This window comes from Synoicihabitans lomoniglobus, from assembly GCF_029023725.1.
Classification (GTDB): domain Bacteria; phylum Verrucomicrobiota; class Verrucomicrobiia; order Opitutales; family Opitutaceae; genus Actomonas; species Actomonas lomonigloba.
Map to the genome: position 1 here is coordinate 3,021,582 of NZ_CP119075.1, position 15,160 is coordinate 3,036,741.

General features: G+C 62.8%; 12 protein-coding genes. 4 read left to right on the plus strand and 8 right to left on the minus strand.

The genetic code is table 11. The features are described 5' to 3' along the window. The first annotated feature begins 22 nt into the window (after positions 1 to 22). Positions 23 to 940 (plus strand): malate dehydrogenase, encoded by a 918-nt coding sequence (locus PXH66_RS11845; protein WP_330931701.1) that lies wholly within the window; start codon positions 23 to 25, stop codon positions 938 to 940. A gap of 12 nt (positions 941 to 952) precedes the next feature. Here PXH66_RS11845 and PXH66_RS11850 read toward each other — a convergent pair whose 3' ends face one another. After that, positions 953 to 3,433: a beta-mannosidase gene (locus PXH66_RS11850; protein WP_330931702.1), complete on the minus strand. Its 2,481-nt coding sequence runs from the start codon at positions 3,431 to 3,433 to the stop codon at positions 953 to 955. A gap of 286 nt (positions 3,434 to 3,719) precedes the next feature. Here PXH66_RS11850 and PXH66_RS11855 point away from each other — a divergent pair, with 286 nt between their 5' ends. The 3 genes from PXH66_RS11855 to PXH66_RS11865 are packed head-to-tail and all read left to right on the plus strand — an operon-like array spanning position 3,720 to position 7,042. After that, positions 3,720 to 5,825, plus strand: coding sequence for a DUF5060 domain-containing protein (locus tag PXH66_RS11855; protein ID WP_330931703.1), 2,106 nt, complete (start codon positions 3,720 to 3,722; stop codon positions 5,823 to 5,825). 14 nt (positions 5,826 to 5,839) lie between these two features. Further along, positions 5,840 to 6,535 (plus strand): class I SAM-dependent methyltransferase, encoded by a 696-nt coding sequence (locus PXH66_RS11860; protein WP_330931704.1) that lies wholly within the window; start codon positions 5,840 to 5,842, stop codon positions 6,533 to 6,535. Positions 6,536 to 6,586: 51 nt separating this feature from the next. Then, entirely contained in the window at positions 6,587 to 7,042 is a 456-nt protein-coding gene (locus tag PXH66_RS11865) for a GNAT family N-acetyltransferase (protein ID WP_330931705.1), read from the plus strand. A gap of 62 nt (positions 7,043 to 7,104) precedes the next feature. On the opposite strand, the gene PXH66_RS11870 is transcribed toward PXH66_RS11865, so the two are convergent. The 7 genes from PXH66_RS11870 to PXH66_RS11900 all read right to left on the minus strand — a co-directional run bounded on the left by PXH66_RS11870 (position 7,105) and on the right by PXH66_RS11900 (position 15,153). Next, positions 7,105 to 8,094, minus strand: a complete 990-nt coding sequence (locus PXH66_RS11870) for an aldo/keto reductase (protein ID WP_330931706.1) — start codon at positions 8,092 to 8,094, stop codon at positions 7,105 to 7,107. Between the two features lie 96 nt (positions 8,095 to 8,190). Beyond that, a complete protein-coding gene (locus PXH66_RS11875) occupies positions 8,191 to 8,568 on the minus strand; it encodes a YdbL family probable chaperone protein (protein WP_330931707.1) in 378 nt (125 codons plus the stop codon). Between the two features lie 17 nt (positions 8,569 to 8,585). Then, positions 8,586 to 8,771 carry a hypothetical protein gene (locus PXH66_RS11880; RefSeq protein ID WP_330931708.1) on the minus strand — a complete coding sequence of 62 codons (186 nt, stop codon included), beginning with the start codon at positions 8,769 to 8,771 and terminating at the stop codon, positions 8,586 to 8,588. Positions 8,772 to 8,829: 58 nt separating this feature from the next. Further along, complete coding sequence (locus PXH66_RS11885; protein WP_330931709.1) at positions 8,830 to 10,116, minus strand: YdbH domain-containing protein; 1,287 nt, start codon at positions 10,114 to 10,116, stop codon at positions 8,830 to 8,832. A gap of 69 nt (positions 10,117 to 10,185) precedes the next feature. Beyond that, positions 10,186 to 12,714 carry a glycogen/starch/alpha-glucan phosphorylase gene (locus tag PXH66_RS11890; protein ID WP_330931710.1) on the minus strand — a complete coding sequence of 843 codons (2,529 nt, stop codon included), beginning with the start codon at positions 12,712 to 12,714 and terminating at the stop codon, positions 10,186 to 10,188. 134 nt (positions 12,715 to 12,848) lie between these two features. Next, positions 12,849 to 14,651 (minus strand): DNA mismatch repair endonuclease MutL, encoded by a 1,803-nt coding sequence (gene mutL / locus PXH66_RS11895; RefSeq protein WP_330931711.1) that lies wholly within the window; start codon positions 14,649 to 14,651, stop codon positions 12,849 to 12,851. 76 nt (positions 14,652 to 14,727) lie between these two features. Continuing rightward, on the minus strand, positions 14,728 to 15,153 hold the full coding sequence (locus PXH66_RS11900) for a hypothetical protein (RefSeq protein WP_330932010.1): 426 nt from the start codon (positions 15,151 to 15,153) through the stop codon (positions 14,728 to 14,730). Positions 15,154 to 15,160 lie beyond the last annotated feature (7 nt).

Here is a 15,160-nt window from a genome sequence, read left to right on the forward strand (position 1 = left end):
TAGTCTGCGACGCTTCCCGGCCATGAAAGTAGCCATCATCGGTCCGGGTCGCGTTGGTATGACTTTGGCGTATACCTTGGTCCTCAAGGGCCTGGTCACCGAGCTCGTGCTGGTCGGCGGCAACCCCGCCAAGGCGCGGGGCGAGGCCATGGACCTCAACCACTCTCTGCTTTTTCTGCGCACGCCCGTGAAAGTGAGCGCCGGGGAGATCGCCGACGTCGCAGGCTCCGAGGTCATCGCGATCTGCGCGTCCGTGCCCATGACGGCCGATTTGCAGGATCGCAATCAACTGGCTGCGGCCAACATCGAACTGATGCGCACGCTCGTGCCCGCCGCCGCCGCCGCCGCGCCCCAGGCCATTTTTCTCATCTTGAGCAACCCCGTCGATGTGCTCACGTGGCAGGCGCTGCGACTGACTGGATTGCCCGCCACCCGCGTCATCGGCTCGGGCACGCTGATCGACTCCGCACGGTATCGCGATGCGTTGTCGATGCAGGTCGGCATCCATCCCGACGACATCCGCAGCTACGTCCTCGGCGAGCATGGCGACACGCAGTTCGTGGCGATGAGTCTGGCCCAATCCGGCGCCGAGCCGCTCGACGACACGCCCGCACGGCGCAAACTCTTCTCCGAAAGCACGGCCGCCGGCTTCCAAGTGTTCAAACTCAAGGGCAACACCTGCTATGCGGTCGCCCTCGCCGCCTCCGTCGTGATCGAGGCGATCCTGCTCGACGAGAAACGCACCATGCCGCTGAGCATCGCTATCAACGGCTATTGTGGCGTGCACAACGTTTGCCTGAGCGTGCCCGTCGTGGTCGGACGCGGCGGTATCGAACGCGTGCTGCAGCCCCCGCTCAACGAAGCCGAACAGGCGGCCTTCCGCCGCAGCGCCGCCGCCGTGCGCGCCGTGATCGATGCGACCGGCGTCGCCGACGGCTGACGAGCGCTCCGGTCAGTAGGTATCGACCAACGAGCGCCAGGTGAGACTGCGACGCAGCTTTTCGGCGGTCGTCTTACGCTTGAGTGAAACCGTGACGGTCTTGGGCTCCGTCGGATACAGCTCGAAGAAATTGTCGCTGGACCAGTGGTCCAATTTTCCGAGATCAAACGCGAAACGATGCTGCCATACCGGCGCCGTAAAGGTGAGTTCGGCCGTTTTGTCGTCCACCATTTTCACGCCACAACGCACCTTGCCCGACGGCAGGTTCATGAAACGTGGCGAGGCCAGCAGCACCGACTCCTCGCTGACGCAGCGGTCGTCAACGTGAAGGCCGATCCGCACGTAAATGCTTTCGCTCGAATGACGCTGCAGCAGCTTGGTCAAATCGAGCGTTTTCTGCGGCACGCTCTCCCCGGGACGCAAATTCACCCGCTTGCTGCCGCCACCCAGGCGGCGGCCGTCGATGTGCATGATCGCCCATTGCAGCACCGCCGCCATGCGCCGGGGCGCATCGCAGACGGTGTAGAGATGCACCGTATCCATCGTGGAACGACGGTAGTTGCCGATCGACACTTCCTCGTCACCGGGCACATGGGCGGTGACCAGCGCCGGGGCGTAGAACCGCCGGGCGGCGTGGTGGAGCGCCTTCCAGCGGCCGGTGTGTTCGAGCGAGCTCCAGGAAGCCACGGGCCACGTGTCATTGAGTTGCCAATACAGCGAGCCCATGCACCGCGGCATGAGCCGACGGTAGTGCTCGACCCCCATCTGCATGCAGCGGGCCTGATTGAGCTGCGACAGGTAGATGAGATCGTCCTGCGACTTGGGGAAACGATACTGCCGCGAAACGTAATCGAGAATAATCTGGTTGCCGGCGGCGTTCTTCTGGTGGTTCTCCATCACCGGCCCGAAGACATTGGTGTCGTCCGGCGGGCAGAAGGTCGCGTTGGTCGCGGGCGAGCTGTAGCTTTGCATCCCAAATTCGGATACAAAGCGGAACTTCCAGAGCTCGTAGGATTTGATCGGTTTGCGCGAATGCCACACGTCCCAGAAATGCGAGTCGCCCGAGATCTCGCCCGGCGCGTGACCGTGCGCGCCTTCCGGTCGCCAGGGCGACGACGGCCAGTAGGACGTGACCGGATCGTTTTCCGCCACAATCTCCGGCAGCAGTTCGTGAAAGATTTTTTCGTAGGCGGTGCGGATTTCGAGCTTTGAGTCATCCGTCACCGTCTCGCGGTTGAGCATCCAAATCTCGTTGTTGCCACACCAGAGGGCGAGACTGGCGCGATGCCGCAGGCGGCGGATCTGAGCCTTGGCTTCGGGCGCGAACAACTCGCGAAACTCATCGTCGACCGGATAGAGCGTGCAGGCGAAGGCAAAGTCCTGCCACACCATCAGCCCGAGCTCGTCGCAGAGGTCGTAGAAGTCTTCACTCTCGTAGATGCCGCCGCCCCACACGCGGACCATGTTCATGTTGGCCTCCACGGCGGAACGCAGGTCGCGCTCGTAATCGGCGCGCTTCAAGCCGGCGACAAAACTGTGGGCGGGTATCCAGTTGGCGCCCTTGGCAAAGACCGGACGACCATTGACCAGGAAACGGAACGCCGTGCCCCACTCGTCCTGAGATTGATCGAGCGTGAGCGTGCGCAAGCCGATGCGGCGCCGCCAGACGCCGATGCGATGCCCCGCGGCATCCCGCACTTCGACCTGCAGATCGTAGAGGGGTTGTTCGCCCTGACCGGACGGCCACCAGAGCTGCGGTTTTTTGACCACGATCGCGGTTCCCTCCCCCGCATCGACGGTCGCTCCATCAAGCCGGAGCGACCAATGACAGGTCGCCTCCGAATCAGCGCGTTCCAGTTCGGGCGTCAAGGCGAGGGAGACCGAGCCGTCGTCCGCGTGTCGTTGCTCGACCACCACATTGTCAACGCGATTGGCCGACCAGGCCTGCAAGGAAATCGGACGCCACACCCCGGCCGTGACGAAGCGGGGACCCCAGTCCCACCCAAACTGACACTGCTCCTTGCGAATGCGGTTGGAGTTGCCGACGGGGTCGTTGAACTCGCGGTAAACATTGCCGTGGTGATGCGTGCGCAGATATTTCATCGCGCTGCCGAACTCGATCAGCAGCTCGTTCTGGCCCGGACGCAGCAGCTTCTTCACGTTCCAGCGGAACGGCGTGAACATGTTTTCCGTCCGCGCCACGACTTTGCCGTTTAATTTCACCGTGGCCACCGTGTCGAGTCCGTCGGCCACCAGTTCGAGCATCTCTTCTTCGAGGAGCGAGGCATCGACCGTAAACTTCGCCCGGTATTCCCAGTCGCGTTCCTCGATCCACTGCAGATCGAGTTCGTTGGTGCCGAAGAACGGATCGGGAATCAAATCCGCACGACGCAGGTCAAGGTGCACGCAGCCGGGCACCTGGGCGGGCAGCCACTTCTGGGATGAACAGTCACGAAAACTCCACGAAGCGCGGGAAAGATCTTGTCGAAGCATAGGATGGGAAAGGCTCTGATCCCAGAGCGATGAATTGAGTTGCAGCAGGTCAATCCGCAACGGGAGGACAACGCTAGCGGATGGAATCGAGCAAAGTAACGAGATTGCTTGTCCAACAATAGAGAGATTCTGATCAAACGCTTGAGCCGCGGGTGGCTTCGCTCGTCATGACCGGTGAATCGTCCCCGCCACCGTCGGCGACCTGGCTCTCCCTCGAGGCGGACGAAGCCAAGGGTTGCCCGGTCAGCTCACTGCGCTAAGCATCGTTTTTTCGTCCCGCCTCCCCATGTTCGTTCCCCACCGTCTCCAACGCTTTTGCCTTCGCCTGTGTGGCGGAATTCTCTCCACCACCGCCCTCCTTTCCCTGTCGGGCGCCCCGGTGGAGTTCACGTTCCGCGTCGACGCCACCGCTGAGAATCCCTTCGCGCGCGACATTTGGGCGACCGTCACCACCCCCGCGGACCACGTGCTGCGACTGCCGGCATTTTACGTCGGTGACAACCAGTGGTCCGTGCGCACGCGGGCCGCCTTGAAGGGCAACTACGAATTTCAAAACGTCAGTGAGCAGCGCGGGGGCTTGCCCACGACGTTGGCCGCCGAGCTCAAGGGCAGAGATCGTTTTCGCGTGCGTGATATCGATACGCTGGGAGGACCCGTGCGGATCGATCCACGGTCCGGCACCCAGTTCATCGACGGTCGGGGCGACTATTTCCAGCCCCTCGGAGGTAATCTGCCGTGGGCCTCCGGCAGCGCTCCCGCCTCCTATTATCCGGCCGCGTTCGGTGACTTCGCCACCGTGGGCTTCAACTGGACCCGCGTATGGATGTGCCACTGGGGCCAGCTTAATCTCGATTGGGTGGAACCGGCCAACGGCCCCCAACCGGCATTGGGCACACTCGACCTCGGCGTCGCCCGCCGCCTCGACGGCATTATGGAAGCCGCCGAAACCCACGGCGTCCGCATCCAACTCGTCCTGCAGCACCACGGCCAATACACCACGTTCAACAATACCAACTGGGCCGAGAATCCGTGGAACTCCGCGCTCGGCGGCTTCCTTGATTCACCCACCGATTTCTTCACCAACGATCAGGCGCGCGAACTCACCCGCCAGAAATACCGCTACATTGCCGCCCGTTGGGGTTACTCGTCCGCCATCATGGCGTGGGAATTGTTCAACGAGGTCATGTGGACCAACGCCCGCCGGGGCGATGCCGCCGACAACGCCGCCGTCGCCGCCTGGCACGAAGAAATGGCACGCGTCCTCCGTCGCTACGATGTGCACGGCCACCTCGTGACCACCAGCGATGATGATCTGCACCACGCCATGTGGACGACGATGGATTACTATCAACCCCACCTCTACGCGAACGACATGGTCCTCGGCGTGCAGCATCACGATCTCGCGGCCGCCGCCATCAATCGTCCGGTTTTCTACGGCGAAGTGGGCGACGACAACATGGCCGATCTCACGAGCGAGCAACGCACCACCGGCTTCATCCACCCGCTCCTGGCGTGGTCCGGTCTCTTTGGCGAAACCACCCAACCGGCCCAGATTTGGTATGTGGAAACCCTCCGGCAACAAGGCCGCTGGGCCGAACTGCAATCACTGGGTCGGTTTGTGAACGCGAGCGGACTCCGCCGAGCGCCGCTGCCCCGAGTGAGTTATCCCACCGTGCTCGGCGACCTCGACAGTTCACTCAAGCTCACCGGCGGTCTGTATTGGCACCGCGGCCCCGCCCCCGAGCTTGAGGTGCCGACCGACGGCCACATCCCCGCCTCCATGGTCACCTTCCCGCGCATTCTCACCAACGCCGCCGAGCGTCATCCCTATCCCAGTCGCGCCACCTTTCACGTCGATTATCCCGCCGCGTCCGTCGCTCGCCTGCATCTGCGCGGCATGAGCAACCGAGGCGGTTCGTTGCGCATCACGGTGGACGACAGAGTGGCCGTTGATGAACCATGGCCCGCCGCCGCCGAAGGTCGCCCCACTCCGACCAACCAAACATTTTCATTCCCGGTGGGCTATGGCCGCCACACCGTCGTGGTCGAGAATCCCGTGGGCGCGGATTGGATCGATCTCGTTGACCTCGATCTCGGCATTCCCGTGCCGGCCCTGACCGCAGTGGCCCGTCATGGAGCCGATCGGGTCGTGCTATGGGTGCGACACCGCGACAACCTGCTTTCGCCTGCGTCGGATAATGATCTCACGCCCGCCACCGGCCGCATCGTCATTGACGACGTTCCGGCCGGAGAATGGCTCGTCTCCTGGTGGGATGTGGCCGGCAGCCGTTCGACTCACTCTTCCACCGTGCGCCATCGCGGCGGACAACTCACCCTCGCGACGCCCCCCATTACGCGCCACGCCGCCGCGTGGCTGGAGCGCGTGCCGTAATCCCCCAGCAGTTTATGAAACGCTTCTTCGCTATTCTCACCGCGGTGGCCTCCACATTCGCCGCCCTCGTTGGTCATGCTCAGAACGAAAGCGTCAACCCCGGGATCAACGCGTCCTATCTGCGCGAAGGTTTGATCGTAAACGAATGGATCGAGCGCCTCGAAGCCGAGGGGCGTGAAGTGTTCGCCCATCGTGCCGCCATCGTGGCTCGCCTGGATTTGCGTCCCGGCATGGATGTCGTCGACGTGGGCACGGGCACCGGAGCGTTTCTCCCCCTCCTCTCCGCTCGCGTCGGACCGGAAGGTCGAGTCTATGCCGTGGATATTGTGGAGAAGTTCCTTGACCACGTGAACGACCAGATCCAGCGCCACGCCTGGACCAATATCGAAACCGTGCTCTGCACCGATCGCTCGGTCGAACTGCCGGCCGCATCCGTTGACCTGGCCTTCATTTGCAACGTCTACCACCACTTTGAGTATCCGATGGATTCGTTGGCTTCGCTCCATCGCGCCCTCCGCCCCGGCGGCAGAATCGTGCTGGTCGATTTCAAACGTATTCCCGGAGAAAGTTCGGATTGGATCCTGAGCCACATGCGCGCCGGTCAGGAGGTGTTCGAAGCCGAAATCACCGCCGCAGGATTCCATCGGGTCGATGCGGTCCACGACTTGCTCTCGGACAACTATATGGTCGTCTTCGCCAAGTCGGAGTGAATCGCGATCCGGCCCCCCAAAAAAAACGTGTAGTTCCACGCTTTCCTTCACATGCAGATCAAAGTCGATGACCTCACCGGCTCCGCCATCGCCGCGCTACTGCAAGAGCATTTGGACGACATGCACCGTATCTCTCCGCGCGAGAGCGTGCATGCGCTCGACCTGACGGGACTCCAACGCCCCGAGATCACGTTTTGGTGCGCATGGGACGGTCCCACCCTGATGGGCTGCGGTGCCCTCAAAGCACTCAATGCGACCCACGGTGAAATCAAATCCATGCGCACCGCGCGCACCCATCGGCGGCGAGGCGTGGCCGCCCGCATGCTCGAAACGGTATTGGCCGAAGCCACGCGACGCGGCTACACGCGTCTGAGTTTGGAAACCGGCTCCCAACCCGAATTCGCTCCCGCGCGCCAACTTTACGCCCGCTTTGGGTTCGAATCGTGCGGCCCGTTCGCCGACTACCGGCCCGATCCCAACAGCCACTTCATGACCCGAACGCTGTAGCGCGACCGGGCCACGGATTGCCGGAATCGAAACGAAAGCGGCGGGGATTTTCGCCCCGTCCCTTACGCGCAGGCGGCGTCGATCGCTTTGAGCTCTTCGTCGCTGAAACCAGCGGCACTCGCACACGCGACGTTTTCTTCGATCTGCGGCACGCTGCTGGCCCCGATCAACACGGTCGTGATGGCCGGTTGGCGCAGCACCCAGGTGAGCGCCATTTGGGCGAGCGTTTGGCCGCGTTGCTCGGCGATTTCGGCCAGGGCGAGAATCTTCGGGTGGTTCGCCTCGACGGTGTCGGCATTGAGAAACCCGCCTTTGCCCGCCCGCGAATCGGTCGGGATCGTCTTGAGGTAGCGCGAGGTGAGTTGTCCCTGGGCCAACGGCGAAAAGGGGATGCAGCCCACGCCGAGCTCCGTGAGCAGCGGCAGCAGCTCCGGTTCCACCCACCGGTCGAGCAGGTTGTAACGCGGTTGGTGGATCAACAGCGGCACACCAAGATCGTCGAGAATCTCGTGCGCCAAGCGCGTCTGCGCGGCATCGTAATTCGACAGACCGATGTAGAGCGCTTTGCCGCCGTGATAAATCGAGGCCAACGCGCCCATCGTTTCCTCCATCGGCGTGTCGGGATCGGGCCGGTGCGAGTAAAAGATGTCCACGTAGTCGAGTCCGAGGCGATCCAAGCTCTGGTCGAGGCTGGCGATGAGATATTTGCGTGATCCCCATTCGCCGTAGGGACCTTCCCACATGTCGTAACCCGCCTTGGTCGAGATGATGAGTTCGTCCCGATAAACCCCGAGATCGAGATCGAGAATCTTGCCAAAGTTGGCTTCGGCCGATCCGGGAGGCGGACCGTAATTGTTGGCCAAATCAAAATGGGTGATGCCCATGTCGAACGCCGCCCGGCACATGGTGCGACCGTTCTCGAAAACGTCCACGCCACCGAAGTTGTGCCACAGGCCCAGCGACAGCCGCGGGAGCTTCAGGCCGCTGCGACCACAGCGCTCATAGGGAACTTGGGAATAACGATCGGATGCGGTGACATAAGGGGACGACATAAGACCGCAGAACATGCGTCGTGGTCACCGCCTTGTTCAATGCCCATTCCCTTCCCGGCTGGCGAATGTTCAGCGTCGCGCGATCGGAGGCCGAACCTATTCTTTCCGATACCAACGACCGTCTTCACCCTGCAACCACACCCCCGGCGCACTGGTGGCGGCGATTTGACGAGCCCGCGCCTGCGCCACCGCCTCCGATGTCGCGCCCGCTTTGGCCGCGATGGCCGCGTAGACTTTGCGGCGATCCGCGTTCTCGGCCGCGACCACCTTTTCGGTGTCCGCCCCCGGGGTGCGGGCTTCGACGTAGCCTTGATTATTTTCGCCCACCGCCCCGCTGGTTTTGAGCTGATCCAGCACGGGCAGCCGTTGCGACATGCTGTGACGCAACGCCGCCATGTCCTGCGCGCCCGCGGTGGTCGCCCAGAGCATCACTGCCGCGAATAAGGAGAAAAAGCGAATGGATGAAATCTTCATGATGGTGTCCTCCGGGGTCAGCCTTGCACCGGTTGCAGCGTGGCAGATTGTTGATCAAGCGAGCCAAAAAAATCATCGAGCGCCCGGTCCACTTTGACGTTCACGTCGACCACCGCGTGGACCTGGATGGGATCCATCTTCACATGAATGCAGCCGGACAACAAGGCGGTCGCGAGGAACGTGAGAGGCAAAATTCGGCGCATGGGAAAAAGAGTAATGGATTCGGACCGAATGTCCAATCCGCTGGTTCCGCCCCCGCGGTTAAAAAGTGGCTTTGATCTTCACGCCGTCCTCGGCACTCACCCGAATCAAGTCCTCCCACGGCCCCGTCACATTGACTGTAAAATCGACCAACTCCACCGCGGTGGCGTCCTGCGGCCGGGCGACGAGGCGGGCCTGCACCTTGGTTTCCCCGGCGACCGCTCCCGGCACGAGGCGCGCTTCCATCCGTTCGACCTGCAAAGTGCGGCGTCCCATCTCGATCTCAATCAACTCGTCGCGGGCGGGATTCTCCACCGCCATCCATTTTGCAATGGGACCCAGCCACTGGGGCATCGTTTCGATCTTGGCGGGAACTTTGGCGGAAAGCAGTCCGGGGGACGCCGCGAGCCGCACCTTCGGTTTGTCGTCTTCGAGAATCGCGAACTGCCCGGACTTGGGCGCAAAGCCTTTAGACTCGTCCCACGCAAACGTAAGTTCTCCGCTCACCCGCCCGGAAGCACTGCTGAGAGCATCGGGCAGAAACGGCACGAGTTCGGCCGCCGCCACCGCGGCGAGAGAGACGTGGCCGTTAATCACTGGATGCGCCGGGTCGACTTCGAACGGTGCCAGAATCACTCGGCCCTGCCAGAGCGGCGCACTCACTTCGCCGACTTGCCAGCGGCCTGCGGCGGTTTGATGCGCGGTCAATGCGCCCGCACCGAGATGGATCATGTTCACGTCCACACTCGCCCAGTTCAGCTCGACGTCGATCGACGCCACCGTCGAATCGGCCAGCCCGACCGTGGCACGCAATACCGGCTGTCGCACAACCAGTGCGCTCGACGCGTTTTCCACCCGACCGGGTCGCCAAACCACGTGAAATGCGCCGGTCGCGCCCGCGGCGTCCGACCACGTGCCTGCGCCTTCGAGTTCCACGGCGCCGTCAAACGTCCATTCGGCCAACGCCGGGAGGAACCGGACCGCAATCTCTCGCCAGGGCTCCGACGCCAACGTTTGTCGCGGCACTGTCCATCGCATCGGGGCGTCCGCGCCGATCTGTTCCACTTTGGCGCGCACGTTCCCACCGGGCAGCTCCGCCCGCAGCTCCAGCCGCGTGGCTCCGGTCGCATCGCCCAGGTGGGCGGCGACCGTGAGTTCCCACGGGATGACGGGCAGACGCGGGTCGGGCTGAATTTTTCCCGTCCATGATCCCGCTACGCGCAGGCCTTCCGCGGCGGCAAAACTGCCCAACGCCGAAACCAATCCACCGAGCAACAGCCACCGCCCCGCCCGGGCCAAGCCCCGGGGGTGGCGCAGCCGGTGGTCGGACGGGACTCGCGCGATCATATCCTCATCAAGACCGGCAAACCGTCAGCGGGTTGCGAGCGGAATCTCGCCACCCCATCGTCCGGCCGGTTATTTCACCGGGACTGGCGGCAGATTCCAGATGTCCTCGGCGTATTCGCGAATGGTGCGATCGCTGGAGAATTTGCCCACGCGGGCCGTGTTCATGATCGCCATCTTCGCCCACCGTGGGGAATCGCGGTAGGCGGCATCGACGGCGAGGTGCGCATCGCTGTAGGAACGGAAATCCGCCAACACCATGTAAGGATCGCCTCCGTCGAGCAGGCTGTGGTGCAACGGCGCGAAGGCGTGGCGTTCGCCCGGCGTGAAGTAGTCGGAGCCGATCCAATCGATCACGGCGCGCAACTCTTCGTCCGCGTAGTAGAAATCGTAGGGACGGTAACCGGCATTGCGCACGGCTTCCACCTCTTCGACGGTCATGCCGAAGATGAAGATGTTGTCGTCACCGACCTCTTCACCGATCTCCACGTTGGCGCCATCGAGCGTGCCGATGGTGAGCGCGCCATTGAGGGCGAGCTTCATGTTGCCGGTGCCGGAAGCTTCCTTGCCGGCGGTCGAAATCTGCTCCGACAAGTCGGCGGCCGGGATGATTTTCTCGGCCAACGTCACCCGGTAGTTGGGCAGGAAGGCGACCTTGAGCTTACCCTGGATGCGCTCGTCGTGGTTGATGCGCGCGCCGATCACATTGATCGCCCGAATGATGTTCTTGGCGAGGTCGTAGCCGGGCGCGGCCTTGGCGGCAAAAACGAACACGCGCGGCACCATGTCGAGGTCCGGGTTCTGCAAGAGTCGGCGGTAGAGCGCAACGATATGCAGCAGGTTGAGATGCTGGCGCTTGTATTCGTGCAGGCGTTTGATCTGCACGTCGAAGAGCGCATCGGGCGACACCTCGATGCCGCAGAGCTCCTGAATGGTTTCGGCCAACGCGACCTTGTTGACGCGCTTGATCGCCATGAACTCCTGCTGGAAGGCGGGTTGGTCGGCCTCTTTGCCCAAGGCTTGGAGGAGGTCGAGATTGCGCGGCCAATCGGGGCGGCCCAGCGTCTTGGTGATCAACGCCGACAAGGCCGGGTTGCAATCGAGCAACCACCGGCGCGGCGTGATGCCGTTGGTCTTGTTGCGGAATTTCCCCGGGAAGAGCGTGTCGAAATACGGGAAGAGATCCTTCTTCAGGAGCTCCGTGTGGAGCGCGGCCACGCCGTTGACGGCATGCGAGCCAACGACCGCGAGGTGGGCCATGCGCAGTTGTTTGCCGCCCCCTTCCTCCACGATCGAGCACGTGCTGAGCATCTCGTTATCGCCGGGCCATTTGGCGGCGACGGTCTCGAGGTGGCGGCGGTTGATCTCGTAAATGAGCTGCAAGTGACGCGGCAGCACCCGGGCGTAGAGCGGCACACCCCATTTTTCCAACGCCTCGGGCAGGAGGGTGTGGTTGGTATAGGCGAAGGTTTTGGTGATGATCGCCCATGCCTCGTCCCAGTCGAGGGACTCCTCATCGATGAGAATACGAAGCAGCTCGGCCACGGCGATGGCCGGGTGGGTGTCGTTGAGCTGGACGGCGACCTTGTCGGCAAAGTTGTGCCAGCCGTTGCCTTCGACCCGCATGTGGCGGCGGATGATGTCCTTCAACGAACAGGCCACGAAGAAGTATTGCTGCACCAGGCGCAGCTCCTTGCCGTTCTCGGTCTTGTCGTTCGGATAAAGAACCTTGGAAATGGTCTCGCTGGTGGCCTTGTTGCGCACGGCCTCGACATAACCACCTTCGTTGAAGGCGTTGAGATCGAGCGGCTCCGTCGCGTGGGACGTCCACAGGCGCAGGATGTTGACGGTCTCGGTGCCATAGCCGGGCACCGGAATATCGTTGGGCACGCCGACAAGTTTGTGGGTGTTGACCCACTGCGGCCGGTAGTTACCGGAATCATCGAACACGTTCTCCACTTCGCCGTAGATCTGCACCTCCTGCTGATACTCCGGGTGCATGAGCTCCCACGGCGTGCCGTAAATCATCCAGCTGTCCGGATTCTCCACCTGATGTCCGTTCTCAAACGCCTGACGGAAGAGTCCGAACTCGTAATTGATGCCGTAACCGATCGCCGGCAGGTCGAGCGTCGCGAGCGAATCGATGAAACAAGCGGCCAAGCGCCCGAGACCACCGTTGCCGAGTCCCATGTCGTCTTCCGATGCGCGCAGCGCCTCCCAATCCACACCGAGCTCTTCCAGGGCCTGGCGGGTGTGATCATACACGCCGGCGTTTTGGAGCGAGCTGATGAGCAGACGGCCCATGAGATACTCCAAGGACAAGTAGTAGAGGCGGCGCACGTTTTGGTCGTTGTGCGCGGACTGCGTCTTGATGAGACGACTCGTCAGATGGTCCCGGGCCGACATCGCCGTGGCGAGAAACCAATCCCGCGGCGTGGCTCCGGCGGTATCCCGCGCGAAGGTATGCGTCAGGTGGTCAAGAATCGATGCCTTGATCGACTCGACAGGATCGTCGGACGCACGGCGACGCGGCGCCGCCACGGTCTTGGCTTGGGCAGAGGCCGCCTTGGTCTTGGCGGAGGATTTTTTAGCAGCAGGCATGGTTTGAATCAGGAAAGAATCTAGCGCAGAGCGGAAAAGGTGCCAAGCGAGCCAGCCCCGGTCACTCTCGATTTTAGTCTCATTGATGCCGACTCCAGATCGTAACGTGAAACCGGGTTCATCGACATCTCGGACTATTTCTGAAATCGCCGGGACAACTCACCGTGCGGCAGCTCAAAAAACGTCGGCCGCCCCGAGGGGCTGGTGAGCGGGGTGCGACACGCAAAGAGTTGGGCCACCAGTGATTGCCAGTGCACCTCCCCACTCTGCTCGGGCAACCGCACCGCTTTCGCCGCCGCCAACCGGGCCAGCTCGTCCCGGGCGAGATCGGGATTGTCCTCCGGGAAGCGCCCATCGCGCAGCGCCCCCAACAAATCACGCAAAAAGGGTTCGGCATCAGCGGGTTCCATCCAGGCGGGCACCGCTTCGACCCGGAAAAAATTCCGTCCGAACTCCGTCACTTCAAACCCGTGCGATTGCAGAAAGGCCAACTTATCCAACAGGAGCGCCGTCGCCACGGGATCGAGCTCCACCGGCACCGGCAGCAGCAGGCGCTGCCCGGCGACTTCGCCCGATTTGAACTCGGCCTGCAAACGCTCAAACCAGACTCGCTCGTGTGCCGCCCGGCGATGCAGGCACACGATACCCGACGGGGTTTCGAAAAAGCCGAACACCCCATGGCCTTGGCCGATGAAACGCCACCCGCGGTCGCCACGCGTCGGACCATCGGCAGAGGGTCGCACCGACTCCACCGCCGGCCCGCGCATGGGAGGCTGGTGCAATGGACCCAACTTGGGCATGCCCCGACTCTCCGATTCGACCGGACGCGATGGCACCGCCGCCGATGATGGTGAACTTGATGACGGCGTCGCCCACGGTCGCAGCTCGCTCGGCGGCAGCGGTTCCAGTGGCGTGTCTCGCTCCGGCGTCGCCTGTGGAACCTCACCCCGCAGCTCCCGCAGGCGCCCCAGCACCGCTCTGATCACGAAGCTGCGCACGGCCGGCTCGCTCCGAAACCGCACTTCGCGTTTGGCGGGATGCACGTTCACATCGACCTCGTGGGGCGGCAGACGGAAAAAGATGAACGCCGGCGGGTAGCGACCCTTGGGCAACGACTCGTGGTAACTCTCGATCAACGCGTAGTTGAGGGTCCGGTTGTCGACGGGACGACCATTCACAAACACGATCATCTCGTGCCGCGTCGAACGTCCCACCCCGGGTTTACCGATCAATCCCTCCAATTGAAACACCCCCTCAGTGCTCTCGATCGGCACGAGTTGCTCCGCCAATTGCCGGCCGAAAATCTCCGCCACCCGATCGGTCAGGGCCGGACATTCCGGCGAACTGAAAATGATGCGCCCGTCCTCGATCAGCGTAAACGCCACCGCCGGACTCGCCAGGGCATAGAGCCGCACCCCGGCGACGATGTGCGCCGCCTCGGTCTGGTCGCGTTTGAGAAACTTGCGACGCGCCGGGACGGAGTTGAACAGATGGGCCACTTCGATGCGCGTGCCCACCGGGCGCCCGCACTCGCGCACGTGCACGATCTTGCCGCCGTTGACCAATACCTCCGTGCCGAGCTCTTCGCCTTCCACGCGGGTCTGCAGAGTGAACTTGGAAACACTCGCGATCGACGGCACCGCCTCACCGCGAAAGCCGAAACTACCGAGTCGGTCCAGATCGACCGCCTCATTGATCTTGCTCGTGGCATGCCGCTCCAACGACAGCAACGCGTTGTCGCGGTTCATGCCATGGCCGTTGTCCTCAACCCGCATCAGCGAACGCCCGCCATGGCGAAACTCCACCTCGATGCGCGTGGCCCCGGCATCGAGGGCATTTTCCACCAATTCCTTCACCACGGCCGCCGGGCGCTCAATCACCTCGCCAGCGGCGATCTGGTTGGCAACACGGTCGGACAGAATGCGAATATCGGGCATGCGAAGGAGGCGAACGTCAGCCTCACCGCCGGAGAAACCGGCACGCAACGCTTAAGCGCCGGTCGGCGTCGCGCGATCAGCTCGACTCGTGGGCATCGGGCAATTCCAGGTGCCGGCGCTCGATCGTGCGCACGCGTTCGCGAAACACCTGAAACCACCGCGGCACACTCTCCCCTTCCACCCAAAATATCCGATCCCGCCACTCAGCCGGCAAATCCAGCTCCACCACCGGCACCTCCAGCCGTTCGCTCACGACCGGCTTGTTGATGTAGCTCGGGAACAAGTAGAGTCCGTCGGCAATCACCCTCGGTTCCACCATGGCCAGAAATACCGGCTCGTTCGGACCCGAAACCCGCAGCCGCACGACCGCTTCATCGGCGTCGATTACCGCGATCTTGGTGCCGTAAACCGTCGACTGCACATCCACGAACCGGGTTCGTTTCGGCGTCGTGCATCCGGCCAGGGCGATGCACGCGATCAAGGCCGAAAGGGGTCCATGCATCTTCATC

Excerpts from the sequence above, each read along its gene's own strand:
- PXH66_RS11845 (WP_330931701.1), top strand. The coding sequence starts at position 23 with ATGAAAGTAGCCATCATCGGTCCGGGTCGCGTTGGTATGACTTTGGCG.
- PXH66_RS11850 (WP_330931702.1), bottom strand. The coding sequence starts at position 3,433 with ATGCTTCGACAAGATCTTTCCCGCGCTTCGTGGAGTTTTCGTGACTGT.
- PXH66_RS11855 (WP_330931703.1), top strand. The coding sequence starts at position 3,720 with ATGTTCGTTCCCCACCGTCTCCAACGCTTTTGCCTTCGCCTGTGTGGC.
- PXH66_RS11860 (WP_330931704.1), top strand. The coding sequence starts at position 5,840 with ATGAAACGCTTCTTCGCTATTCTCACCGCGGTGGCCTCCACATTCGCC.
- PXH66_RS11865 (WP_330931705.1), top strand. The coding sequence starts at position 6,587 with ATGCAGATCAAAGTCGATGACCTCACCGGCTCCGCCATCGCCGCGCTA.
- PXH66_RS11870 (WP_330931706.1), bottom strand. The coding sequence starts at position 8,094 with ATGTCGTCCCCTTATGTCACCGCATCCGATCGTTATTCCCAAGTTCCC.
- PXH66_RS11875 (WP_330931707.1), bottom strand. The coding sequence starts at position 8,568 with ATGAAGATTTCATCCATTCGCTTTTTCTCCTTATTCGCGGCAGTGATG.
- PXH66_RS11880 (WP_330931708.1), bottom strand. The coding sequence starts at position 8,771 with ATGCGCCGAATTTTGCCTCTCACGTTCCTCGCGACCGCCTTGTTGTCC.
- PXH66_RS11885 (WP_330931709.1), bottom strand. The coding sequence starts at position 10,116 with ATGATCGCGCGAGTCCCGTCCGACCACCGGCTGCGCCACCCCCGGGGC.
- PXH66_RS11890 (WP_330931710.1), bottom strand. The coding sequence starts at position 12,714 with ATGCCTGCTGCTAAAAAATCCTCCGCCAAGACCAAGGCGGCCTCTGCC.
- mutL (WP_330931711.1), bottom strand. The coding sequence starts at position 14,651 with ATGCCCGATATTCGCATTCTGTCCGACCGTGTTGCCAACCAGATCGCC.
- PXH66_RS11900 (WP_330932010.1), bottom strand. The coding sequence starts at position 15,153 with ATGCATGGACCCCTTTCGGCCTTGATCGCGTGCATCGCCCTGGCCGGA.